Source organism: Fibrobacter sp. (assembly GCA_012523595.1).
Lineage (GTDB): Bacteria > Fibrobacterota > Chitinivibrionia > Chitinivibrionales > Chitinispirillaceae > JAAYIG01.
Map to the genome: position 1 here is coordinate 1 of JAAYIG010000146.1, position 25676 is coordinate 25676.

At 45.3% G+C, this 25676-nt stretch carries 17 protein-coding genes; 7 read left to right on the forward strand and 10 right to left on the reverse strand.

Annotated features, from left to right (window positions below; genetic code table 11):
* Positions 1–92 precede the first annotated feature (92 nt).
* Positions 93–623, reverse strand: a complete 531-nt coding sequence (locus GX089_09950) for a dihydrofolate reductase (protein NLP02805.1) — start codon at positions 621–623, stop codon at positions 93–95.
* 282 nt (positions 624–905) lie between these two features.
* Between GX089_09950 and GX089_09955 the strand changes: the two genes are divergently transcribed.
* The 5 genes from GX089_09955 (at position 906) to GX089_09975 (ending at position 6438) form a co-directional block, all read left to right on the forward strand.
* Complete coding sequence (locus GX089_09955) at positions 906–2213, forward strand: TolC family protein (protein ID NLP02806.1); 1308 nt, start codon at positions 906–908, stop codon at positions 2211–2213.
* A gap of 13 nt (positions 2214–2226) precedes the next feature.
* Positions 2227–3405 carry an efflux RND transporter periplasmic adaptor subunit gene (locus GX089_09960; GenBank protein ID NLP02807.1) on the forward strand — a complete coding sequence of 393 codons (1179 nt, stop codon included), beginning with the start codon at positions 2227–2229 and terminating at the stop codon, positions 3403–3405.
* A gap of 42 nt (positions 3406–3447) precedes the next feature.
* The gene (locus tag GX089_09965) at positions 3448–4128 is read left to right on the forward strand and encodes an ABC transporter ATP-binding protein (GenBank protein NLP02808.1); all 681 of its coding nucleotides are present in this window, start codon (positions 3448–3450) and stop codon (positions 4126–4128) included.
* The gene (locus GX089_09970; protein ID NLP02809.1) at positions 4125–5360 is read left to right on the forward strand and encodes an FtsX-like permease family protein; all 1236 of its coding nucleotides are present in this window, start codon (positions 4125–4127) and stop codon (positions 5358–5360) included. The genes GX089_09965 and GX089_09970 overlap by 4 nt, the downstream gene beginning before the upstream one ends.
* A 304-nt stretch (positions 5361–5664) precedes the next feature.
* The gene (locus tag GX089_09975; GenBank protein ID NLP02810.1) at positions 5665–6438 is read left to right on the forward strand and encodes a hypothetical protein; all 774 of its coding nucleotides are present in this window, start codon (positions 5665–5667) and stop codon (positions 6436–6438) included.
* A gap of 4 nt (positions 6439–6442) precedes the next feature.
* Here GX089_09975 and GX089_09980 read toward each other — a convergent pair whose 3' ends face one another.
* A complete protein-coding gene (locus tag GX089_09980) occupies positions 6443–7801 on the reverse strand; it encodes a hypothetical protein (protein ID NLP02811.1) in 1359 nt (452 codons plus the stop codon).
* 281 nt (positions 7802–8082) lie between these two features.
* On the opposite strand from GX089_09980, the gene GX089_09985 reads away from it, so the two are divergent.
* A complete protein-coding gene (locus tag GX089_09985) occupies positions 8083–9555 on the forward strand; it encodes a VCBS repeat-containing protein (protein ID NLP02812.1) in 1473 nt (490 codons plus the stop codon).
* 65 nt (positions 9556–9620) lie between these two features.
* Here GX089_09985 and GX089_09990 read toward each other — a convergent pair whose 3' ends face one another.
* From GX089_09990 to GX089_10025, 8 genes are all read right to left on the reverse strand, one after another.
* A complete protein-coding gene (locus GX089_09990) occupies positions 9621–12119 on the reverse strand; it encodes a TonB-dependent receptor plug domain-containing protein (GenBank protein ID NLP02813.1) in 2499 nt (832 codons plus the stop codon).
* Positions 12116–13099 (reverse strand): hypothetical protein, encoded by a 984-nt coding sequence (locus GX089_09995; GenBank protein ID NLP02814.1) that lies wholly within the window; start codon positions 13097–13099, stop codon positions 12116–12118. Before GX089_09995 ends, GX089_09990 begins: the two co-directional genes overlap by 4 nt.
* A complete protein-coding gene (locus GX089_10000; GenBank protein NLP02815.1) occupies positions 13096–13800 on the reverse strand; it encodes a hypothetical protein in 705 nt (234 codons plus the stop codon). Before GX089_10000 ends, GX089_09995 begins: the two co-directional genes overlap by 4 nt.
* Before the next feature lie 163 nt (positions 13801–13963).
* Positions 13964–15391: a sigma-54-dependent Fis family transcriptional regulator gene (locus GX089_10005; GenBank protein ID NLP02816.1), complete on the reverse strand. Its 1428-nt coding sequence runs from the start codon at positions 15389–15391 to the stop codon at positions 13964–13966.
* A 10-nt stretch (positions 15392–15401) separates the two neighbouring features.
* Positions 15402–17045 carry a HAMP domain-containing protein gene (locus tag GX089_10010; GenBank protein NLP02817.1) on the reverse strand — a complete coding sequence of 548 codons (1644 nt, stop codon included), beginning with the start codon at positions 17043–17045 and terminating at the stop codon, positions 15402–15404.
* Between the two features lie 187 nt (positions 17046–17232).
* Positions 17233–19401, reverse strand: coding sequence for a choice-of-anchor D domain-containing protein (locus GX089_10015; GenBank protein ID NLP02818.1), 2169 nt, complete (start codon positions 19399–19401; stop codon positions 17233–17235).
* Positions 19320–22109 carry a hypothetical protein gene (locus tag GX089_10020; protein NLP02819.1) on the reverse strand — a complete coding sequence of 930 codons (2790 nt, stop codon included), beginning with the start codon at positions 22107–22109 and terminating at the stop codon, positions 19320–19322. Before GX089_10020 ends, GX089_10015 begins: the two co-directional genes overlap by 82 nt.
* Before the next feature lie 313 nt (positions 22110–22422).
* Entirely contained in the window at positions 22423–23136 is a 714-nt protein-coding gene (locus tag GX089_10025) for a PHP domain-containing protein (protein ID NLP02820.1), read from the reverse strand.
* Positions 23137–23435: 299 nt separating this feature from the next.
* Between GX089_10025 and GX089_10030 the strand changes: the two genes are divergently transcribed.
* Positions 23436–25649: a bifunctional alpha,alpha-trehalose-phosphate synthase (UDP-forming)/trehalose-phosphatase gene (locus tag GX089_10030; protein ID NLP02821.1), complete on the forward strand. Its 2214-nt coding sequence runs from the start codon at positions 23436–23438 to the stop codon at positions 25647–25649.
* Positions 25650–25676 lie beyond the last annotated feature (27 nt).

Here is a 25676-nt window from a genome sequence, read left to right on the forward strand (position 1 = left end):
ATCGAAGGTTTTTACAATTGCAAAAGGATTCATTCTACTTTGGGATATTTATCACCAGCAGAATATGAATCTGTCAAACGGAAGAAAATTGCTTAGTCACGTGTCCATTTTTTCGGGGCAATTCCAGACACTAAGCGCAAAATTGGATTAAGCACTCTGCGGGGGAAGAGAGGTTTGCCTTTTCCGAGAGTGACTGACCCAATCTGGATGATAAGCTCATCCAGTAAGGAGGAATCGTAGAACTGGCCCGCGAGATCTCCTCCTCCTACAATCCAGATATTTTTGTTTTTTGCAGCATCTCGCATTTCAGCGTGGACACGCCTCACATCACCATTGACAAAGTGGAGGTCGGCACCCTCAATTACCGGAAGTCGGCGGCTGGAGAAGATCCAGGCTGGTTGAGTGTATGGCCACGATGAGCCGGTTTCAGCGATAACCTTTTCCTTATTGCCTAATATCCACTCGTAAGTTTTTGACCCCATCGCAAGGGTACCAACATTTGATATGAATTCAGGATAACTGGAATTGTTAAGGTCCCCAAGAGAAAATAACCAGTCAAGTGAGTCATCCTCAGTAGCAATGAATCCATCGAGACTTGCCGCTGTGTAATACTGTGTTTTCATGATGTTTTCCTTTGTTTTTACCGGGTTTTTTATCCTTGGACCAGTATTATAAGAAGGTAATTTACAAGAACAAACAATTCAGTGATTTTCCGGGTACAGGTGAAAGCATTTACCATAAAATGGTAATGTTTCAAATAGAAATCAACACAGGCTATGGGATGTCTGTATCCCTTTCACTGGATAAGAATTGTTCTAATGCCTTTTACAATGGCACGTAATTAGCATCACTCGGTTTTAATTACAAAACCTCTGCTTTACCGATTCAGAACTGGAATGATTTTTATGCCGGTTGCATTTTCCGTCACGGTACTGGTGTTTTTATGGGTCTGCTCTGAAGCTCAGGAGTCCGATTCATTACTCAGTGTTGATAGGTGCGTGCAGATTGCACTTGAGAGGGGGTACTACAGGCAGAGAAATGAAGGGGAACGTCAGTTGACAAAGGTCGGAATCTATGATGCTTTAAGTGCGGTACTTCCGTTTCTGGGGGCTTCAGCAGGATTCAGCAGAAATGGTCCTGAGCGGCAGCTTATAATCGAAGATCCCACATCTCCCCCTATCCCCGGTGAGGAGGTATGGAATGATCAGTTCCAGACCAGCATAACTCTCAGCACACCTCTTATAGATGCAGCATCGATAGCAGGTCTCAGACAGGCTAAAACTGTCTGGGATAATGCGGATGTGGTTTTCAGGGGGGCACAGGCTGAACTGGCATACGATGTCAAGCAGGCCTTTTACAATCTGCTTGGCGCATATAAAAGTCTCGATGCATCAAGGGCTGCAGTTCTTCAGCTTGAAGAGCAGGTAACTGTCGCACGTCAAAGGTTTGGACTTGGTGCCATATCACGTCCTGAACTGCTCAGGGTGGAGGTAGATCTTTCCAGACAGAAAATTGACTTTACCAATTCCAAAACAGCGTTAGAGGCTGAGATGAGAAATCTTGCCGGCTTGATGGGGGTAAATTACCCGGTGCAAATCGACACCTCTCTGTTGTTTCCCGATACCACCGAGGATTTTCTGAGCCGCGATTCTGTCATAGAAAGTGTTCTGAAATCTAACCCGTCTCTACTTTCTGCTGATCTCAATCTGCAGGCCAGGCAGTCAGGAGAACTCTCTGTCAAGCTAAGAAAGGTACCGACCCTGGGATCTGAATTTACTTACGGTTATGCCGAGAGGGAGGTTGGCTTTAGTAACTGGGGGGAAAACGATTTCTGGAGCTGGGGGATTCAGCTTAACTGGAATATTTTCGAACGGATGAGTTGGTATGGACAGCTCAGGGGGGCATCGGCACAGGTTTTATCAGCAAAAGCGGTTCAGGAAATCACCCGGAGCAGTGTGATTCAACAGGCTAATCAGGCTTACAGCGATTACCTGTCCTCACGTGAGGCGCTTTCTACGGCTCTTGTTCTCAGAGAGCAGGCGCAGGAGCAGCTCCGGCTAGCTCAGGAGCAGTTTCGTCTTGGGGCAGGATCGGCCCTGGAGCTCTCCCAGAGTCAGGCTGTGTATCTGGAATCTCTCCGGGAATCTGTGCAGATTATTGTCAATTATTATCTCGCACGTGTCCGTTTATTGTTTCTGGCTGGGGTCTGGTGACAGAAGAGGAATAATGAGCAGACAGTCAAGATTGATACTTATATCCTTAACTCTCATTTTGTTAAGTGTCGTGCTGATTTTTTTCATTTTTCGCAATCGCGGAGGCAGGAGGGTTGAGCTTGCAGAGGTGGCCAGGGGGGATATCTCATCTGTTATCTCTGCGCCCGGTGTCGTGCGTCCCTTGACTCAAGTCCAGATATCCTCATCTGTAGTGGGGAGAATAGATAGTCTGCCTGTAAAGGAGGGGGAGTCGGTGGATAAGGGGCAGTTGCTTATTCTTCTCGATCAGACCGAGTATCAGGCCCAGGTCCGAAGGGCCAGGGCGAATCTGGATTTGACAGAAGCTTCTCAGGCGCAGAGCAGGGCTCTTTTTAAGAGGGCACAGGAGCTCTTTAATTCCAAACTCATTTCGGAGCAGGAGTATGAGGCTGCACGTACGCAGTTTCTTCTTGATCAAGCACGTGTCAAGGAATCACGTGCAACTTATGCACAGGCCCTTGAGCAGCTTGAGGACACCCGGATAACTGCACCCATAAGCGGAACTGTTACCCAGCTTAATGTTGAACTTGGAGAGAATGTTATCCCCGGGACTTTGAATAATCCGGGAACTATACTTATGATAGTTGCGGATCTGTCCAGGATGCAGATCGAGTGCGAAGTTGACGAAGCAGATATTGCGAGTGTCAGGAAGGGGCAGCGGGTGGCAGTTGAGGTTGAGGCGCTCTCCGGGAGACAGTTCAGGGGCTCGGTTATGGATATTGGATATGCGGCTGCTTCTGACAGAGAGGGTTTTCCCCGCGAGGATGCTACAGTCAGTTATGCTGTTGATATTCTGATAACGGATTCAGTTGACATTTTAAAGCCTGGTATGACCGCGAATGTTCAGATCGTTACTGAAGAGGTGAAGGATGTGCTCATTGTCCCCCTTCAGGCGGTTGTGGTGAGGCCGGTTGGGCAGTTTTCCGGTATGCAGACGGATGGAAGCAGTGAGGATCTTGACGGAGATGGGGAGATGGAGGGGGTCTTTGTTTATGATAATGGAGTCGCCAGGCTTCTGCCGGTAAAGACCGGTGTGACAGGTGAAGATTACATTCAGATTACCGGTGGTCTTCAGGAGGGACAGCAGGTCATATCCGGTCCATTTGAAGTGCTCCGGGAGATCGATGAGGGAGAAGCAGTGAGGCCTGAGTGATTTGCAAATTTAATTGCGGATTCAGGAATACTTTTTATCATGCTGATTGAACTCAATCATATCTGCAAAGAGTACCTGATGGGAAAGGTGAAGGTAGCCGCATTGCGTGATGTGTCCCTTTCGATAGATCGTGGTGAGTATGTTTCCATCATGGGACCATCTGGTTCAGGAAAATCAACACTGATGAACATTATAGGCTGTCTGGATATGCCATCCGGAGGAGAGTACCTTTTTGAAGGAAGAGATATATCCCGGCTTGATGAGGATGGACTGGCGCCTATTCGTAATCGATCAATCGGTTTTGTTTTTCAGACTTTTAATCTGCTCTCTGGTGATACAGCTCTTCGCAATGTGGAGCTCCCGATGCTTTATGCGGGAGTACCAGCTCCTCAGCGGCGGATAAAGGCGCGGGAATCTCTTATTTCTGTGGGGCTTGAGCACCGGATCAACCATCGTCCAAACGAAATGTCAGGGGGTGAGCGTCAGAGAGTCGCTATTGCGAGGGCGCTTGTAAACGACCCTCCTGTAATTCTGGCTGATGAGCCGACCGGAAATCTTGACACCCGTACCGGCAGGGAGATCATGCAGATTTTTGAAAAACTTTTTAAAGGGGGCAAGACGATTATCCTTGTCACTCACGATCATTCGATAGGGGCATACGCACAAAGGATTATCAGTATAAAAGACGGTATGATAGAGGGCGACAAGCGGGTAGAGAGATGAATATCCTGGAGGCATTCCGTCTTGCACTGAATTCAATCAATACCCATAAGTTGCGTTCTGTGCTTACGACCCTGGGGGTGATGATCGGGGTCATGACAGTTATCGGGATGCTTGCACTTATTGACGGGCTTAACAGGACTGTCTCCAACCAATTGGCATCGATAGGCTCAAATACTCTTTATGTTCAGAAACATGGATGGGTGATGAACCGGGATGAGGCGATCAGGGCGAGGAGAAGGAGAAACCTGACACTTGAGGATGCGAAGGATATTGAAAGGCGTCTGGAGCCTGCGCAGCGGATCGCATCGATGCTGATGTCAACCGTGACAGTAAGGTTCGGGAACAGGGAACTGGATGGAGTGCAGTTGATTGGTACTACTCCGGAGTATCAGTACATAACCGAATTCAACATTGCATCCGGGCGGCAGATGACAGAATCGGATATGAATCAGAGCAGGCAGAATGCTATGATCGGAAAAACTGTTGCAGAGGAGTTGTTTCCATCGAGGGAGCCTGTAGGAAAGTCGATTCTGGTTGGTCGTCACAGGTTTGAGGTCACTGCAGTACTGGAGGAGAAGGGATCACTTTTCGGTAATGATCAGGACAATGCCATAGTAATACCACTTACAACATTCGTAAAACTGTTTTCTGGGCCGATAACACCCAGGGGGGGTGAGTCGGTTACAATAATTGTGAAGCCATCAAGCCCTGAGCAGATTGATGATGTCAAGGGTGACCTGACTCGGATTCTTCGACAGAGGCGTAATCTGAGACCTGGAGAAGAGGACGATTTCAGTATAAACAGTGCGGATCAACTAATGGCGACTTACCGAACGATAACATCGGGAATTTTCGGTCTTATGATTGGAGTAACTGCGCTTTCTCTTATAGTTGGTGGAATAGGAATTATGAATATCATGCTTGTATCTGTTGCAGAACGTACAAGAGAAATTGGAATCCGTAAAGCAGTTGGTGCCAGGAAAAGAGATATCCATTCCCAGTTTCTCATAGAGGCGATTTCGCTTTCAGTCACAGGGGGGATTATAGGAACTGTTCTGGGATTTATGGTGGCGTGGGCTGTATCGAGGTTGATCAATCTTCCGGCAGCAGTGACGTGGTGGTCGGTTGTGCTGGGATTCCTGTTTTCCGCTTCAGTGGGTGTTTTCTTCGGGTGGTATCCGGCCCGCAGGGCGGCTTCCTTGAAACCAATCGAGGCACTGAGATATGAGTAGAGTGTGGGGCTGAGAAAAAAAAATAGAATCCAAAATATTTGATGATGGTATGAGAAACAACTGAACAGGCTACTGGTACAGTCAGTCTCTGAAGTTGCTTTCATTTGTAAAAAATACAAGTACAATAATAATACAAAGCTTTTTGATTGTAAAACTAAACGATTCTTATTCAGGATAATCACGGCAAGAAAAGCAGAAAGGTATGATGCTGGTATAGTGTTTGCGGTTTGTTCTGTTGGGGTCTTGTACAGGATTATTCAGTTAGTTGGTTTATAAATCTGTACTCTTTTTTCAGGAGAAAGTTATGTTTCTAAAGAAGGTGTCAATACTGTTTTGTGTGATGTGTCTTGTCTTTTCCTGTAAAGACAATAATCCAACAGGAACAAATAATGACGGGCATGATGGGGATGGTAATGGTAATGATAATGAGAGTAATATTACCGTCACCGATATTGATGGCAATGTCTACAGCACTGTGAAAATTGGGAAGAAGATCTGGACAAGAGAGGATCTTCGTACCACCAGGTTCAATGATGGGACTAAAATTCCTCTTGTGGAGAGTAATGAGGAGTGGAGAAATCTTACGACTGGAGCATTCTGTTACTATAAAAATGACACTGATCCCGATACCATTAAAAAATACGGCGCACTTTATAATTATTATGCTCTGAACAGGCTGGCACCTCGTGGATGGCATGTGCCATCGATTGCTGAATGGGAAGAGATGATAAAGTATTTAATTGATCATGGTTATAACTGGGATGGTTCATTGACTGGTAATAAAGTCGCAAAATCCCTTGCTGCGGATAACAGTTGGAAGAGCAGTCTTGTTCCTGGATCAATAGGCTATAATCTGGATGAAAACAACAAGAGTAATTTTTCAGCTCTTCCAAGCGGGTGTCGTTTTCACTCAGGTGTGTTTGGTTACAGGGGAGTAGAGAACCACTGGTGGAGTTCTACAAGTACCACCTATGCCGGTCAAGCCTACAGTATCTATCTGTTAAAAGACAGTGTAAAAGTTAAAACCTGTACACACTACAGAGATGAGGGGTTTTCTGTGAGACTGGTCAAAGATTAACATATTAAAACAAACGATCCAGAATCCTCCACTTATGATACCGGGGATAGGTGGAGGCGTTTTTCCCGGGAAATGCCCTTTTAGACAATGCCTGATTTGAAAGCAGGTTTATCACAGAATCAAGGCTGTCCACATTTTCAATCCAGAATACATTAGTCCCTTTTAAAAACAGATGTGCCTCTGAACTGCCGCAGTTAAAGACAAGAGCTTCGGCAGTTTCCTTCCGTTTAGAACTCTTCCCGTTTATTATGCGATTAGTAAGGAGGAGATCGAGTTTTCCGAAAGTGTAGCCGGCATCCTCTTCACTGTCAAAAGCCATTGCCCAGACAAATGACCCCAGTTCCCTGTCTCTATCAAGTACATAGATTATCCGGTCACCTGCTAGTCCAAGTGCCCTGTAGCAGTTTTCTGTATCGAGATAATCACCGAGTAAAGCCATGAGCATGACCGCACCGTAATTGTCATCATCAGCCAACTCCAATGAGGAAATATCCTGAAGCAGTATTGGAGTTATCTGATCAAAATTGAATACTACAGGTTCATGATCTGCACCTGTGATGATTTCTCTCGATGAGTTGACTCGATCTGAGTGGAAGAGCCTGTTGACTTCAGACCATCCTCCGGCCTTCAGTTTGTTCATGATAAAACATGGACCAAGTGTATATGGTGCATAGGATCTGAATTCCAGGTATCTGAGTGCGCCCATATCCGGCAAGTAATTAAAATAAGAGGAAAGTGTTTCTTTAAGATAATAGGAGAGTGTATCATCTGCTGACTGGTCCTCGTACGCTAATCTTATCAGCATCAGATTTGCAGAATATTCTGCATCTCCCTCAGTCACGCATTGCTGGGCAAGGAAGAAATCGCTATTGATAACAGACTGGAGAGTAGAGGGCATAACGTAATTAGAGAAAGCATTGAAATGCTGTTCCTGAAGTGCGTGGACAAATTCGTGTCCCAGATAGTAGATAAGCGCCACCTGATCGCTTATTGGACCAATAATCACAACTGAATCTGTGCCAGGGAGATAAAATGCTCCAACCACATCATCCTGAAAGGAAGCAGCAGCGCCCTCAAGGTCCTTCATGGTATCAGGTACAAAACCAAGCTGCTTTAATTGCAGCGTGATTGCCCGGTTACTGCTGTTTGAATACCACCGGTTATTATAATCTGACCATTGTTCACGGGTGATGGTACTCACTGTTACGGGGCGAGTGAAGCTCAGCCCGCGGGTAACCTGAATCTGCTCTTTAACAAAAGTGATCTCATTTTTGTAAATGTCTGCGGATAATCCTGTGGGGTTATCAGAGCAGGAGAAAAAAAATATCAGGATAATCATCGAAGAGATAAATGCTTTGATCATAACGACATTTCCCGGCGGGTGAAGAGGTTCTGCTTATTTTGTTCGAATAGATGCATAAGTTCAGATATGAACAAGATATAAAGAATTCAAGTGCTTTGTCAATATAAGAGATATGTTAATGATAAAGGAATGTTTACCGTTCTGTTTTTAACTCACCATTCTTTTCCAATACTATATTTGCCATTATGGAATATAAAAATAACCCTATTCTGCCGTTTCTTGCCATTTTTTTAATGCTTTTCTGTTCGACCGATCTATCGATTGGCCCCGGTTTTCAGTCTATGCAAGAAATTCCAAGCTCAGTATCCAGACCCGTACTCAGGGTAACTCTTCCCGCAAGCTGGGATGAGAACTGGTTTGCCTCACCTGCGGTCTATGACCTCGATAATGATGGCAGCAATGAGATAATAGCATCACGGCACAGTGTACTTTACGTCTGGGGAGCAGACAATAAATTGAAATGGAGAGCGCCGGCAGGAGAGAATGGATCATCTGCTAACGATCACGGATCCCGCCGCATGTACTGTTCCCCTGTGGTTGGTGATCTTGACCATGACGGGTTTGGTGAGATTGCGGTAGCGTATGGCAACCAGGTTGCGGTTTATGACCATCAGGGGAATCTGGAGGCCGGGTGGCCACAGTCGTTTCCAGGTTCAGGTGATGAAATAAGATCTCTGGCTGCAGGTGATCTTGATAATGACAACCGGTATGAAATCTGCGTTGTGAAGACATCCAAAGGACCGGTAACAAATATCTGGCGGGTAGATGGAACAGTTCTGAGCGGATGGCCTCAGGTACAGGACTGGACTGCCCGCAATGATTATGGCGGTTACAACCAGAACATTGGTATTGCAGACCTCGATGGCGACGGGATGAATGATATCGTAAGTACCTATGACATCTGCCACATAGGAATCATGAGGTCCGATGGATCGGAATTCACAGCCTCAGGATTTTTCAAGGGTAAATATGCCAGCTCGGTTCCTATGTTTCATGATATTGCACTTGCGGCCCAGGGGTGGGGTGGTGACGGAAACGACAGGGATGAGTTCACAGATTCACCGCCTGCTTTTGCAGATGTGGATTTTGACGGTTTACCTGAAATAATTCTTTTTTCGGACCATGAGCGTGCAGGAGAGTATAAAAACCGGGGAAACAGTCTATGGATATTAAATCCGGACATGACCAGAGTCCCGGGGCTGGAAAAGCCGGTCACAACTGGTATGCCGCTTTACACTGGTTACCAGGACAACATAGTTCAGGTTGCTCCATCACCATGCATTTTCACCATGAATACCGGCAGACCGCACATAATAGTACCTTCCTATGATGGAAATCTCTATTGTTTCAGTCCTGACGGGGCGATTTTGTGGAAGGTACAATTTGACAACAGCGGGGGAGCGTTTGTCGGATGCAGTGAGGCTGCAGCGGGTGATCTCAACAATGATGGGATTTCGGAGATCGTCTTCTGCACTTATTCGACTGAAAATGGAAAGTCTCATCTGGTAATTTTAAGCAGCGATGGAAAACTGCTTCACAGGGTGCCTCTTGAAAAGCGGGGATCAATGGCTGCACCAACAATAGCTGATGTCGATAATGATGGAGTTCTGGAGATAATAGTCTCACTCAAAGATACGATCGGAAAAGGAGCTGGGGGAGTACAGATCTATGATGTATCATCTGCAAAGTCAGGCTGTCTTGAGTGGCCGACCGGAAGGGGGAATTATCTAAGGACCGGATTATTCAAGGAGTGAGCCTGATGCCAACGGACAGGTGTTTCCTGGAGTCGGAATTTAAGCTCCAGTAAAAAGGATTTATCTTAAAAACCTTTAGAAATCGTAAACCCAAAGGACTGCTGGTCTGTAGAGGCGATATCCTTCTGCTCCGGGTTGGCCATCTGTTGCCATCTGATAGTATTAATCACGAAACTGTCGTATCCGGATTTGCCTGATTTGCGATCTACTCCAAGAATATCATACGCAAATATAGAGAGGGTGATGTCCTCGGGAAGAAAAAAATGCAGGCTGGCGTTCAGTTTTTTTGGAACTCCGCGGAGACGCTCAGAAAAACTGCCATTCTGGATATCCAGGTAATTGTAGCCATCCTTTTCATCCCTGTCATAAAGGCTTTTTCTTCCCGGTAATCCCCAGAAGAGGCGGAGGTTGGTATTGAATACTATCCAGGGAAGTGGTTTTACAGTCAGGTAAAATTTAGTTGTATTGGTGGAAAGGTTGAGAAAATTCTTGCCGTCAACTGTAATTCCATCACTGACAAGGTTTACTTTAACAGTATCATAGGTGCCGTCAGACACCGGGTAATACCTGCCCTGATATGTGGTATCATACCAACTATCACTGGTTTTGTCGTAATGGGGTTGGATAAAATATTTATCCTGGGATCTGCTTTCTGTAAAAACAGGACGCTGCAAAGTATGATTTCCTCCAAAAACTATGAACCTTGTTTCAAGTTTACAATCAAGGTCGAAGTTGCCGTAATTGTACTTTCCAGCATTAATCACTCTGAACAATACCTGTGACCATCCGAACAGATTTGTTACCTGTCCAAGTGCTGCAGAAGGCGTGATTGTGAAGAGATCTCCGATTGTGTGAGTGGATGTCAATTCAATCGAGCGGACTTTTTCCGGTTTCAGGGAGTGCAGTTCCTCGACAGATGGTACCATAGGAAGAATATCAGTGTAAATGTTCGGTTTTTGCCTTGATCTCTCAAATGAGGGGTCGGTTCTGATATCACCCGTTTCAGGATCAAAATGGTTGCGATTGTACTCATAGTTATCTGCACTTCCGTTATTGGAAGCAGTCTGGTAGATCAGTTTGAAGAAGTGGTTGTACCACGGGTTGAATACCAGAGCGATTTTGGGATTTGCCATAAAAGCCCTGGTGTGGAAATCAAGTCTGCCGCCCAGGTCGATTCCAAATTTATCTGTTATATCAAAGAATCCTTCGGAAAAGAGGGAGAGTGTCTGGTAATTGACATCGCTTACTACTTTGTATCCTTGGATTTCCTCTCTGGAGTTTTTCCCTTCCATGTCTTTTCCAATAAGATCGAGCCGGTATTCCATCCCTGCAGCAAACTGGAGTTTATCGACGGATTTAAGGAGAAACATGGTGCTAAGGGTAAAGCGACTCTCTCCGAATGTTTCAGCGATGAAACCTGGTGAGCGAGAATTGGCGGCTGAGTATCCTGCGCGTTGTTCTGTTCCGATACGGGTGGTGTTTCTGTCGAAACCGCACTTTATTTTCAGAATATTTTTATTAAAAGTGAAATTGTAAGAACCCTCTGCAGAAAGATTATCTGAAATATATTGCCGCTGGTTTTCGCCGAATGATTCAGTGCTGAACCATACCGAATCATCTGGCTCGATGATCCTGCCATCCACAGTTCTGTTGCCGGCGGTGGAATCAATTGACTGATTATTGAGCTCCGGCCATGGGTCAATCGTAAACCAACCCCCTGCATTCTCAATCTGCCTGGTTGCTCTGACATACAGATCAAAATTGTCGATCTGCCAGCCGAAGGATGCCCTCATGTTGCCATCTGTGGAGCCGTAACTTCCGTCAGAGGGGACCCCTCCTGGGATGGGTGTGCCGGGACAGGGCCAGCTCGGGTTACCGTAAATTTTTGATTTGTGAAGACCGGTTCCTTCTGATTTTCGGTAACCGGCAGAAAAAGAGATCTTCTGATTGTCAGATGGTGAACCGAAAAGAGTGACATCAATGTCAGCTCCTCGCGGGATTGTGAATCCTGTGTTGACTTGTGCGTTTTTATTGCCGGTCTTTTTTGTAACCACGTTGACAATTCCGGCAATCGCTCCGGAACCATAAATCACACCGGCTGGTCCCCTGAGTACCTCCACCCGCTCTATATCATTTAGTAAGCCAAGAACAACTTCTCCCTGGAACCCGTCCCTGGCCTGTGCGTTCATCTTATGACCATTAACAAGGTAGATGAGCTTGGTATGGCGGTCGTTTGCAACTCCCCTCATCCCCCAGAGAGTACCGTTCCATTTGTTATACATGTACTGAAAACCGGGGACAAAGATCTCCAGAAGCTCTGAAATGTTACGGGCGCCGGAGTACTTTATCATTTCTGAGGTAATTATTGTCATGCTTACCGGAGATTTCTTGTAATCGAGTTCCAGAAAGGATCCTGAGGAGAGCTCAACAGCCAGAAGCTCTCCAAGCGAGAGTTCATCGATTATCTCCGATGGGGTTTCCGGGAATACTAAAACCGAAAGAAGAATGATCTGACCAGCGGAAAGGCTCAATGATTTCAATGAAAACATGAACTTTTTTTTCATTTTAATACCTTGTCTATACTCTTGAGTGTCTCATCGGAGATTCCGAAAGATTTTTTTGCCTGTCTGTAGTTGATAATTTTGTAAATGGCCAGAGGTGGTTCGACTTTGCTCTTCATAACTTTCCAGTTGTTCTCGCGTATATTATAGATAATCTCAGCAGCCTGATTTCCCAACGAGAGATGATCCGGAAGGACTGCGAAAGTACCGAAATTCATCTGAGGATTCACAAATACATCAACACCTACTATGACCGGGATTTGTGCCTGTGAAGTGATTGGAACCCAGACACTTTCAATATAATCGCTCTGAAGAAGGAGGTTGTCATTTGGTACCCATAGAGCCTGAATCCCTCTTGTTTCAATGAGTTCTGCCAGCGCTTTTCTCAGGAGGTATTTCATATTCCTGCTTTTATTGGGAAGCGAAATGTCGATCAGGTCTATTCTTTCCTTTTTACAGAATGCTTTGTTGACTTCGATGAAATTTTCCAGAAACTCACGATGCACCACCCCTACAGTGTTGATCTGTCTGTTTAAAACTGTTCTGAGACTCAGAATACTGGTGACTGCGGGCACTTCATAGGAAATTCCTGTAGCGTTGGATAGGCCATCTATGGCATTGGCGACAAGGACCCCCATCAGTGAAACGGATGGTAACACTTGTGAAGTGTCTCTTATTCCACTGTGATATTTTTTAAACAGAGAAATTGCCAGATTGTCCATCAATACTGCAAGCTTTGGCTTTTTTGATGTGACTTCAGATTCTATATCACTGATCGCAGTCTTTTTGGTGACAACCATATCATGAATAATGAAGTCATTTATTATCTCAGATGTCAGTCCGGAGAGTACATCTCTGAATTCCTGGCCTTCTCCTCTCAGGATCAGAACCGGGTCTTTTGGATATGCATACATCCCGGGAATGCAGATCGCAAGGATCACTATCATGGCACAAAACCGGCAGAGTCTAATTAATCTGATCATTTCCATTTATCTATCCCAAAAAGTTGCTTTGTTTCGCTCTGCAAACTCTTCAGTCCGTTTATGACAGCGGTACCCTTTTTCCCTTTGAAAACAGCAAGAGCCACTATGCCTTGCTTCCCGGCGGATAACGGTGTCACTTCCAGGGGACGGTTTGTTAAGGTTTTCAGAAACTCAACTTTACTTTCCTCCGTCAATACAAAATCCGCCATTTCAAAGATAAGTAGCGGAATCAGGTCCTCGGGTTTGTTTACTCTCTTGATTCTGGGCATTACAGGAAAGATTTCACGGACAAAATTGATCATTCCAGTCCTGCCCAGGAAATCAACTGTACCTACTACTGATTCCGAGTCGATTGCCGGAGAATGGTTACTGTTTTTCATAGAGACAAGTACATATCTCTCTTCTGTGTTTTCTCCCCGGGCTCCTCTGAAAACAATTGAATAATTGTTGAGTTGATGAATAATGGCAGTTTTTGTGAGAATTGCATCAGGTGGCTCCATTGATACACGGGCCAGGAAATCTGAGGCGTTGCCGAATACAAACACCCGGACATCTTTCATTGAACTCTGGAGCTTTTCAAAGATAATGTGAGGCCTGGTTGCGGATGGATAGAAAACATAAAGCTTTTCGGAAGCATTAAGCTCTTCAGGAGCTGAAAACAAAATCCCTATGGAGATTACTCTCAGTGCAATTTTAATCATATTTCCATATTGATTCTGCTTGATGCAGAGCATGGAAGTTATCACCGGAAATCCACGACAATAAGCAGGTAATATTGACAAGACAATTTCATCTAAACCGGGTTATGATTAAATGAACATCCAAAATAAATTGTCAGATGGAAACATTCCAACAATTTCTTTGCTATATTGTCACTCTCCGCCTTTCTGCCTGAAACCGGCGGCTGAGAGTTGACTGAGAGACTCCCAGAAGACGTGCTGCGATGCTCTGGTTCCCTTCAGATCGTTGCATGGCCTCTGAGAACAAATATTCTTCCACTTCTCTCAATGTAGGAAAACGATCCGGAGGAAGGATAATGGGAGAATATTCCTCTGTAATCTCTTCGATCTCTTTTTTTTCGCTTTTGTTTTGAATGTAATCACGGAAGAATTCAAGAGACAGTGCTCCGGAATTGTGCCGTGCCATTGCATCGTAGATCATCGATTGCAATTCCCGAATGTTTCCCGGAAATGAGTAACTGCCAAGCAGAATTTTCAGTTCGCGGGGAATCTGTGGCTTTTCTTTTTCCATCGATTGAGAGGCTTCCTCCACAAAAGCTTCTATCAGAAGCGGAAGATCGTCCAGACGTTCCCGGAGGGGAGGGATATGAATGTGATGTGTGGCGAGCCGATAGTAAAGGTCTTTACGGAACAGATTTGCCTCGGATTTACTGCCGATGTCGGCATTGGTGGCAGCGATGATTCTGGCATTACTGAGACGCGGTGTATCCGATCCAAGAGGAGAGTACTCCTTTTCCTGGAGCAGTCTCAGGAGCTTTACCTGAGATTTAGGGTTGAGGTCACCTATTTCATCCAGAAAAAGTACTCCGTTTTCTGCATTGTGGATCAATCCCCGGCGGGGAGAATCTGCGCCTGTGAATGCGCCTTTTGTGTGCCCGAACAGGGTGTCAGAAAATATAGTGTCCTCGAGTCCGGCAACATTTACCGCTACAAAATTGCCCTGAAGACGGCTTTGTTTGTACACTGCACGGGCAACAAGCTCTTTCCCGGTCCCGCTTTCCCCTGTTATGAGTACGGGTTTTGAACTGGAAGCTATTGCTTCTATATACCTGAAAATCGATTTCATGTTTTCATTATTGGTAATTATCTCATTGAAATTCTCCGGATTCTGCAATTTACGACTCAGGACCTGTTTCTTCAGAAGCCTTACTTCCTGCTTTAATTCAAAAATTTCGAGTGCCCTGAAAATGCAGGCGGATAAGTGACTTTTCTCTACCGGTTTTATCATATAGTCAAATGCACCGAGCTTCATGCAGCGGACAGCAGTTTCGATTTTATCAACCGCAGTAATTACAATGACCGGTATCTCCGGGTACTGCTGGTTAAGGGTTTCCAGCAGTTCCTGTCCGGTAAGTCCCGGCATATTCAAATCCAGAATGACAATTGAAATCCTTTCCCTGCTCAGTAACTGCATGGCATGTGTACTTTCGCTGCAAAGGATCAGGTTGTCAAATCCATTATACCTGAGAAGCGATTTGTACGACTGAAGCGCATCAAGTTCATCATCGACGATGAGAATAGGCAGAAGCGGGTTTTTCGATCTCTCTTCCATATCTCTCCTGTTATTTGTTTTGTGCAGGAAGGATTACTCTTACAAGAGTTCCTTTTCCAGGTTCAGACTCGAACTGCAGATGACCTTTGTGAGCCTTGACAATATGGGAGGACACTGCAAGGCCAAGCCCGGTTCCACCCTGGTTGTGTTTTGTAGTAAAAAATGACTGTGAAATTTTCTCCAGTGTCTCTTTGTCCATGCCGCAGCCCTGGTCCTGGATGGAAATAATGATGCTCTGAGCAGTGCTGTCGTATTCTGTGGATACAAACACTTCTTTATTCGTATCGTTTAAAGACTGGCAGGCATTCAGAATGAGGTTTACAACCACCTGCTCGAGTCTCTGATGAACACCTTCGACAAGCGGTAGGCCTTCTTTGAGATCAACGTTGAAATTGACGGTGTATTTCCTTATCTCGTTTTCGATTATTTCTATGGAATCTCTTATGATCCGGTTTATATCCAGATTCGCTTTCAGCTCTCCACTGTTCTTTCTGCCGTAGTTTTTGAGCTCTTCAACAATACTCTTTATCCGCCTGGAATTATTGATTATCCGCGATATCAACTGAGGCACCTCCTCAGCCATATCCTCAGAGGTGTAACCCCCAACTTTGAAATGCCCGTTCTGATTTACATGTTCATCGATTATTCTCTGTATGTCATCCCACATCTCCTCAAGTGCTCCAGCTGAGAGGAGTATGGAATTGTTTGGATTATTGACCTCATGTGCCACACCCGCTACAAGGGTTCCAAGTGTCACAAGCTTGTTTGCCTGTATTAACTGCTCTTTATAGGAATTGTTCAGCTGAACGGTCCGTTCCTCTACTATCTGTTCAAGATTGTCAGTGTAGGATTTTATAGTCTCGCGCATGGTCTCAAAAGCATTTCCAAGGAGCCCGATTTCATCATCGTTCGATGTTTTTACAGGAATATTGTAATTGCCGGAAGAGATTCTGTCGGCAGCAACTGCCAGTTCATCAATCGGTTTTGTAATCGACCGGGCCTGATTGTTAGCCACTCTTATTTCGTATAGTAGTAATAGGAAACTTACCACAACCAGGATGATAGTATATTTGGCGACCTCTTTCAGAAAGTCTCTCTTAAGTTCGTGAATTGACTGTTCCATTCTTGCCGTTGATATTCCGTACCTTATCGTCCCCATTCTCTGTCCCATTACCTCTACAGGGGCAGCAAACTCAAAAACTCCGGGACCGACCTGGGTAATACGCTTGTAGCTTACTTCATTGATTTTATTTGCCCATCTGCTCATGGAATCGATAGCAGCGGTCAATGGTTTGAACAAGCTGCAGGGTGTGCCTGGGGTCACGTTTACCCATGGTTGACAGAATGCATCCATGTAGATACCATAGATCACATCCTTATCTTTCTGAATAGTGGATGAGACAAGCTCGTTTATGCTGTGGAAAGCATTATCCGCTACCATACCCTGCAGTGCGATGCTGTTATTGGCCACCAGCACTCTGCCTTTATCAAGAAGATTTTCCCGTATCCTCTCTTCTCCCTCTTTGAATGTGTTGTGCGAGAGGATTATAAGAAGTATGGAGGTGGTGATCTGGGAAACACCAAGAGTTATCAGCAGGATTTGCATTACTAATGTAAAAAGCTTTTTGCGGATACTCTTGAATTTTACACTCATACATATGATGTTGCTGAAAGATTGCTTTCGGTCAGTAATAGTTTTTAAAGATGGATAAAATAGTCTTTTGCAGAGAGGAATGTTCTGAATTTCCATTTGTAATTACTGATTTTCTTCTGTTTATTAATAAAAGCCTCCTTTTCGAAAAAAGGAGGCTTTGATCTGCTTTCCGCTTTAGTGAAACAGATTACATCCCGGAAGGGACAGTTCCGTAAAGGATCGCATTTGTTGTCCTGTCACGGATAACCACAAATGGAGCTTTGTTTCCGGACTGAACCGGATATGACCAGTCGTCACTCTCATTGAAATTGTACTGCCAGTCAGCAGTGTGTATACCTGCCTGTAACTGCATTGAGGCATTTGGGGCGAGAGTCCCGCTGGAGAAGGTAAAGCTGGTCTGCAGGTCGGCTTTCTGTGTGTCTGACCCGTAAACCTGGGAAAGCCTGCTGATACTTCCGCTCGCACTTCCGATACTGCAGTAATAGATATCAGCCCTGAGGTTGTCTGCGATTACCGATGGATCGAAAGTGTAATACTCGAGGACAATATCTGAGAGACTGATACTGGTTTCTCCGGTGTTTTTAATGGTAAACGAGGGTGCAATTGAGTTCCCGATAACACTGGCATCAGGAATCATGATGACCTCGAAAGATGAAGACTGGGACACTCCGGTTCCCGACAGGTTGATGATTATTGTCTGTACCTGAGCATCCGGAGCATTGATGATTGTCAGAGTACCTGAAATTTCTCCGGCGGTTACGGGTGCAAATTTGACACCGATAACAGCGGATGTTCCCGGCTGAATTGAGAGCGGGACAGCGGGTGTTGCGCTGAAAACCGGATCAGAGGCATTCATCGCGCTTACAAGCGCAGCGGAGTTTCCGGTGTTGGTCAATAAAACTTCCACTGTTTTGCTTCCACCCACTGAGACCGCTCCGAAATCGATGGACGACACGGAAGCCTCCAGAGTGTAATCTTTGGCTACCTTGGTAAATGATGTCGTTCCGACTTCCTGAGCATTGATCATCAGGGTCACAGTGTATTCACCGAGAGGATAGTAATGACTGGAAACGCTCTGAACCACACTGTTTGTTCCTGCAATGATCTCGGTTGTTACTGTGAATGATTCAGAGCCATTCTCGAAGAGAATTTCCGCTGTATTGCCGACCAGGTAAGGACTTGGATTGTTAAAGGAGATTGTTACCTGGCTGCTTGTCTGAGCAGGAGATGCACTCATCTGGAAATCGATAGGATTATTGAGCTTCTCAATCGAGTACTGTGCCAGAAGTGTCGTGCCGCTGGAATTATTCATCTCAAGTGTATAATATCCTGATGGCAGGTAATCCCAGACAGGGCGGGTAAATGAGTTTGCTCCGGCCTCGATAGTCCTTGTAAACGATTCCACAAATGTTCTGGGCTGACCGCTGCGGTAAATCCGGTACAAATTGAATACAGCATCAGTATTTACGTATGCTGGGTCTGCCTGGAAACTGATAACAGCTTCTGTCGCAAAGATTGTAGGTGTAATAGTAAGATTCCAGTCGAAGGGGCCGGCGCCTTCTCCACTCAGAGCCAGAGAGATTATCTGTTGTGGTGCGGAAGGCGGGTTGTTTGTGATGGTCAGAGTTCCATTTACCTCTCCTTCCTGTACAGGGTGGAAGTAAACTGTTACAGTTTTAGATGTCCCGGCCGGAATCTCGAGAGGAAGTTCCTGTGAAACGGTGAAAAGCGGAGCAGATGATTCAATTGACGTTACCAGTGCATCCATACTCCCGCTGTTTGTCAATGTAAGAGTTCCGGATGCGGTAGTATTCACAGGTACTGCGCCGAAGTCAAGTCCCTGCGGTGAAACGGTCAGATCGGCATTTGAATCATCCACTTCGTAACTGGCAACAACTCTGCAGTAATCTGAGCTTGTGATTGTAGTCACCGGATCCTGTGGGTCAGCGACGGTGCAGTTTCCATAGACTACACGCCATCCTGTAAAGCGATACCCGGGAATCGGAAGCGCTACAATAGGTACAGGCCTGTTCACATAGTAGTTGCCGGAACCGATGGCATAACCCCCTTCACTGGTACCTTCTGCCGAAATTCCCAGATAATAGTAAACTTCCCGGTCAAAGGTAGCCTGAAGTGTATGATCAGTGGTAACATTCCTGAATGTATAGTATCCATCCCAGTGAGAGACATACTGACCATCGATTGATAAATTCGAGACCATGTAACCAGAGTCGGGGAACATACTGACCACGAGGGAATCATTGTATTCTACTCTTACAGCACCGCTTGGATGTACACGGCCATAATAGAAAGTCTGCTGCTGCGAGCATTCCCCAAGAACTTCCCATACTCCCATTCCCCGGTTGTTCCCGGTTCCTGGCCCTGAGTCCACCATTTTGCACGCCAGATATGCCCATTATGAGAGCAGATACTGTCTGTGTTGTAAATTTTCACAGGATCCCATGCCGGTTCAGTGCATCCCTCTATCACATGCGGGAAAACGCTTACATTGATTGTCTGCACAGGGGAGGTTATTCCACTGACAAGCTTAGCATCAGCCCAGTCGGCATGGTCACTGCCAATTCCATCACCGCCGTCACCGACCACCAGCCGGAGCTGATTGTAGTCTTTTATCCATAGCTCACATTTTCCTGATTCGCCGTGATGCAGTACTCTGCTTGTAAACAGAAGATCATCATCCCCGTAAACCTGAAAGTCTGCAGAACCGTATGCCTCATCGTCAATTCCGAAAGTGCAGACGAAAAGATCATAAGCTCTGTTGAGCTGGTAAACGATTTCTGATTGAGCATGTGTGCCGATTCCCTTGTCGTACACTACTCCGCCAATGGTTATAGTATTACCATCTATACTGAGATCTTTCTGAATTGTACCCCAGCTGCAAGTGGCACTTACCCAATCCATGTCGCTTAAGTAGATCATCTGTGATCCGGCTATTTCGAAATCGGCAACTATGGTTTTCTGTTCACCATCGGGGGTTGTGGCTGTAAACGTTATCTGCTCTTTGCCGCTCCAGCTCTGGGACCCGGTGGTTATCTCTGCAACATTGGCGCTGCTTATGACAACATTAAGATTAATGTTTCCTGACACAGTCCAGGTCATCTGATCATCGGTAAACTGTGAGTTGAATACATGACTGTTAAGATCGATTGCTTTGAAAGATTCTCCCGCGAAGATCTTCTGGGCGGGAATCTCACTGACGAGGAAGAAATTATCGGGTGATGTATAGACACCTACAGCCGGATCGCCATAGACGTTAAACACCAGAAAGTTCATCCAGATCCCTACCGGTACCCTTGCCCTTAAGTCCATCAGTGCATCACCGACAAACATCCCGTGTTTAACTATATTCTGGGCAAAATTGTATGAAAATCCGAAATCTGAAGAGGAATTGACAACATTGGTTTCCCCGGGATAGTACCAGGAAACCCTGGTGGCTCCCAGAGCTGCAATGGCACCGTTTTTAAGAAGTGAATATGAGAGATTCTGATCATCCTCGGGGTAGGCATTCAAGCAACTCCCCTGGAAGACTATCGATGGGTACTGATCGTTAAGATTCAAGGCTGCAAGCGATGACATAATGTCAGATGCACCCCTTTCCCATCCGTGTGTGCTCCAGTTTACCGCACCGTATGCACCATTTTTCCAGGTCAGAAAAGTGGTTGCTTCCGAACAGGGTGTCAATTCGGGATTTACGCCGTAATTTTTTTCGTAAATTCTGAATTTCCCCCATCCCTGAGGATAGAGAATATCATTATTGATTGCCTCGGCAAAATGATAACCTGGTGTATTGTTGTCAAGAGGTTCAGATGGTATAAGCATGTTTGCCCGCCATTGGAAAGTAGCAGAACCTTCATTTTCGTAGGTGATTATCTTTGCCAGTATATGATCCAGATCACCTATATTGCCATAAAAGGGTATACGGCCTACCGAGACTTCCGCGAAAACATCAGGATCACCTGCAGAGAAATCATCAATGAATTCTCCCACCAGTAAATCACCGTCTGCATCCCAGTCACCGGAGAGTTCGGCAAAGTAAAAGTCGGTGGGACATTCCCGGTGTGAATCATACTCGGATCGCGGCCAGGCCATTTTCATCGGAACATCACCGGTTTCAGGATGGGGATTACCGATCAGCAGTACATAAGTGATATTACGGGTGAAATAATTTGCCTGAAGCCATGTACGGATATTTTCCGCCGCCGCATCACCGCTTCCTCCGCCCCACGCTGTTTCATCAAAAAGTTGCACATCAAAACCACGTGTGGTTTTAGAGTTAATGAAATTCTGAAGCTGATTTGATTGTGAAGCAATAGAACTGGTGGTAATAATTGCATAGACCTCACCTGTCAGAGGGGCTGCCGCCGGGCCCATCCTTTGCGGAAGGTTTGGCAGCCCGTAAGAAGCGGCTGCATCAGAGAAATTTACCGCCAAGGATTGAATCTTTTTACTGAAAGGCTGAATACCTCCAGTGGCGGGCTTCATGGATTTTGATGTGGGCTCAGGTGAATCGTAGATTGTGAGTTCCCCTCCGGTTATCATTTTAAGCTTTTTTGTTACAGGATTGTAAAGAACAGGGTTAACAGTCACATTTACAAGCTTGTATTGGCGCATTTTTCCGGGAGAGATATTTCCAATGTAACTGGCGGGGTAAAATGCATTGCGCTGGTAAACATCAATGTCTTTGCCATTGACAATGTTTCTGCCTGCAGGCCATGCCTGTTTGCCGGCTGCAGTGGGAGGCGGCGCGGCATCGACTTCGTACTCGCCATCCAGTTCAATCTCTCTGGTATTTTCCATTACTACGGAGATCTTTTTCAGATCCGCCTGTGCAGGAAGGAGAAAAGTGACGGTGTAAACGGGTAGGTTTGGCCTGCCTGGTTCACCATAAAGAGTTTGATTCTTGAAAACAGCTTTACCGTCTTCTTTCTGAACGGTAATACTTTTGTACGGCATCTTCACAGAGGATTTTGCCGAAACCTGTGGGACTGTGATGCACAGAACCAGTGCAGCCAAACGCCAGAGCGTTTTAAGAGTATGCATCATACGATGAACTCCTTTGATAGGTGTTAAGTGTGAGACGAACGTTCCTGTTTTAGTCAACAGAAACAATAATTATAGAATATCAATGAAACCCGATGGTGCTTAATCGGGAAACCCATATATGCAAAGGGTGTGCCATCAGAGAACTCCCTGAAAAACGGAAGAATCAGCTTTTGCCATTCAGTGCGTTATGAATGATGCATAGGAGAATTGGATGGAAAGATATCCGGACAGGATAATTTACAAGGAGTTAGATAGGACTTATGCGAAATGAGACAGGTTATGCATTTTGCATAATTGTCTGCCGATACAGGGCTTAACAGTGTTTGTTCTTTTTCCTGCTGTCGATGAAAGCAAGTGTCGATTCTGCTGTGTGTGTAACTATCAGTTCTTCAGGAAAGCTTGCCTTTACAAGCAGCGGTTTTACAGAGTCATCCCTCCCCAGTTCCAGAATTGCATGGGTATCACTGCACACTGCCATGGAGCAGCCGGTATCACGGCAAGCCTCGATGAGTGATATAGTGTCTTCCACGGAACTGCGTTTGTAGAGGATTTTGGAGTTGTTCAGTTCCAGTGCGACTCCTTTAATTTTAGCGCTCCGAGCAAGCCTCAGGTAGTCAACCGGATAGGCAGGATCATTGGGATGACTGATAATATCAATGGATGGATTCTTCTCTATTGCAGCGATTACCATGTCGGTATATCTTTCCCTGCCAAGTCCCTTTTCGATATTGGGATGAATTCCGGCCAGCACTACATCGATCCATTGCATGAAAGCGGGCGGCAGATCAACAGTTCCGTCTTCGTCAAGTATGTTGCATTCTATCCCTTTCAGTACTTTTATATCCGGATATGGAGACTGAAACCGTTCAAAGAAGGGGCTGTTAAGCCTTCCTCCAATGGTAAGCCCGTGATCGGTAATGGCCAGGCCTTTCATACCCAGCATCCGGGCCTGTTCCAGAAGTTCCATAACCGTGTGAATCCCGCAAAGACTGAAGAGTGTATGTACGTGGAGATCGATCTGCAGCATTTTTTGTATCCGATAAATGGGTTTTAAAACTTTGGCAGTATAAATAACATCTGCTGAGAAAATAGCATTTTGCGTGTACCTGCAGGGCGTTTTTTACTATGTCAAATTGGCCAATCACTTCATGGGAGCTGATTCGGGGATAGGATGTTGATCTTGATGCCGGACATTCATATATTAATAGTACTATCAGCAAATGTCTTCATTTGTTTACCTGTAAAGTTCCTGCGGAAATATGGTTTGAAGTAAAAAGAACCTTTTCTGCTTTTCTGCAATTATCATTAAACCCTGTTGGCGGTACTATGCAAAGGATAATCCTGGTTTCTAACCGTTTGCCTGTAACGGTTGAAAAGAAAAAAGGTGAGCTTCATTTTCGCAACAGTACTGGAGGACTCGCCACCGGACTGGATTCTTTTCACCAGAACAGGAGATGTTTATGGATAGGCTGGCCTGGCCTTAACAGAGAGAATATAAGCATTTCAGAAGAACAGATACTTTCAACCAGATTGATGGAAAACAGGTGTGTACCTGTTAATCTTAGTCGTAATGATATGGAAAAATTCTATTATGGGTTTTCCAATAAGACTATATGGCCTCTTTTCCACTATTTCCCCCAACACACCCTGTTTCATGCCGATTTCTGGGATTCATATGTACATGTAAACAATCTCTATGCGCAGGTCGTTATGGCAAATGCTGAAAAAGGTGACATGATCTGGATTCATGATTATCAATTGATGCTTCTGCCGGCAATACTCAGAGAAAAAATGCCTGATGCCGATATTGGTTTTTTTCTGCACATACCCTTTCCATCCCTGGAATTATTCCGGCTCCTGCCATGGCGTAATGAGATTCTGGAAGGACTGCTGGGAGCGGATCTGATCGGTTTCCACACCTATGATTATATACGCCACTTTCTTAACAGTGTGAGAAGACTTCTGGGGCATGAGAATACATTCAGTACCATTGAATACCGTAACAGGTTTATAAAGGTTGATGTCTTCCCGATGGGAATTGACTATACGCATTATTCAACTGTAGGCACACGGCAGGAAGTGCTGAGGGAAGAGAGGTTGATAAGAAGAAAAACCGGCAATTGTTCTCTTATAATTGCTATTGATAGATTAGATTACACAAAAGGAATAATCCAGCGTCTGGATGCTTTTGATCTGTTCCTCAGTAAAAATCCCAGAATGAGGGAGAAAGTGATCCTTATTCTTGTTGCTGTTCCATCAAGGTCATCCGTTGAGTCCTACAGACAATTGAAGAATCATGTGGATGAGAAAATTGGATCTATTAATGGTCGCCATGGGACTATAGGATGGACTCCAGTGATGAATCTATACAGATCGATTCCCTTTGCTACACTCGCGGCGCTTTACTACACATGCGAAATTGCACTGATTACCCCGCTGCGTGATGGAATGAATCTTGTGGCAAAAGAGTATGTTGCCACTAAACAACAGGGGAAAGATGGTGTGCTTATCTTGAGTGAAATGGCAGGTGCCGCAAGGGAGATGGGTGAAGCGATTATTGTAAATCCGAATAACAAAGAAGAAATAGCGAATGCACTTGTAACGGCGTTGGAGATGAGCAGAGAGGAAAAGTTAAGCAGGATTACCAGTATGCAAAAACGGCTCGCACGCTATGATGTCAGGCGGTGGGCTAATGATTTTATAGGTAAACTTGAACAGGTCCGGTTGCTAAGGGAAAAACTGCAAAGTAAAAGGCTTACGGGTAACGACTGTGAGAAGATCCTTTCAGAATACAGGAACGCCTCACGTGCTCTTTTCCTTCTTGATTATGATGGGACACTTGTGCCCTTTGCCGGTAAACCGGAAAAAGCAATACCGGATGATATCCTGATAAAATTGCTTGAAAGCATAAATGCAGGCAAAGGAAACACAGTAGCTCTTGTCAGCGGAAGAGACAGAGGGTCACTTGACCGCTGGTTTTCAAACAGTGGTCTTGTACTGTGTGCTGAGCATGGCGTGTGGATAAAGAAACCATCAGAGGAATGGACTTTAACAGTACCTCAGCAGAATACATGGAAAAATGAATTGCGGCCTATTCTTGAGCTTTTCGTTGACAGGACACCAGGGTCACTTCTGGAGGAGAAGGAGTATTCTCTTGCTTTCCACTACAGAAATGCTGATCCGGAACTTGCCTCTATCAGGGTAAGGGAGTTGATGGATGCTCTGATTCAACAGGTTTCCAATCTCAATCTTGGTGTTTTGGAAGGGAACCGTGTAATTGAGATCAAGAATGCGGGTGTAAACAAAGGTGCTGCTGCCATGGAAATTATAGGTAAAGACAGTTGGGATTTTATCCTTGCTGCCGGCGATGATATTACAGACGAGAATATGTTTTCAAGTCTTCCTGAGGAAGCCTGTTCAATAAAAGTAGGCATGGGCCCATCAAGAGCAAGCTTCAATGTGGAATCGACAGCCGAGATGAGGCGTTTACTGAGCATGTTCCTTGTATCCGATGCACAGAACAAGACTGCAGAAAATTGAGGAACAGGTTGAAAATACCGGATACAT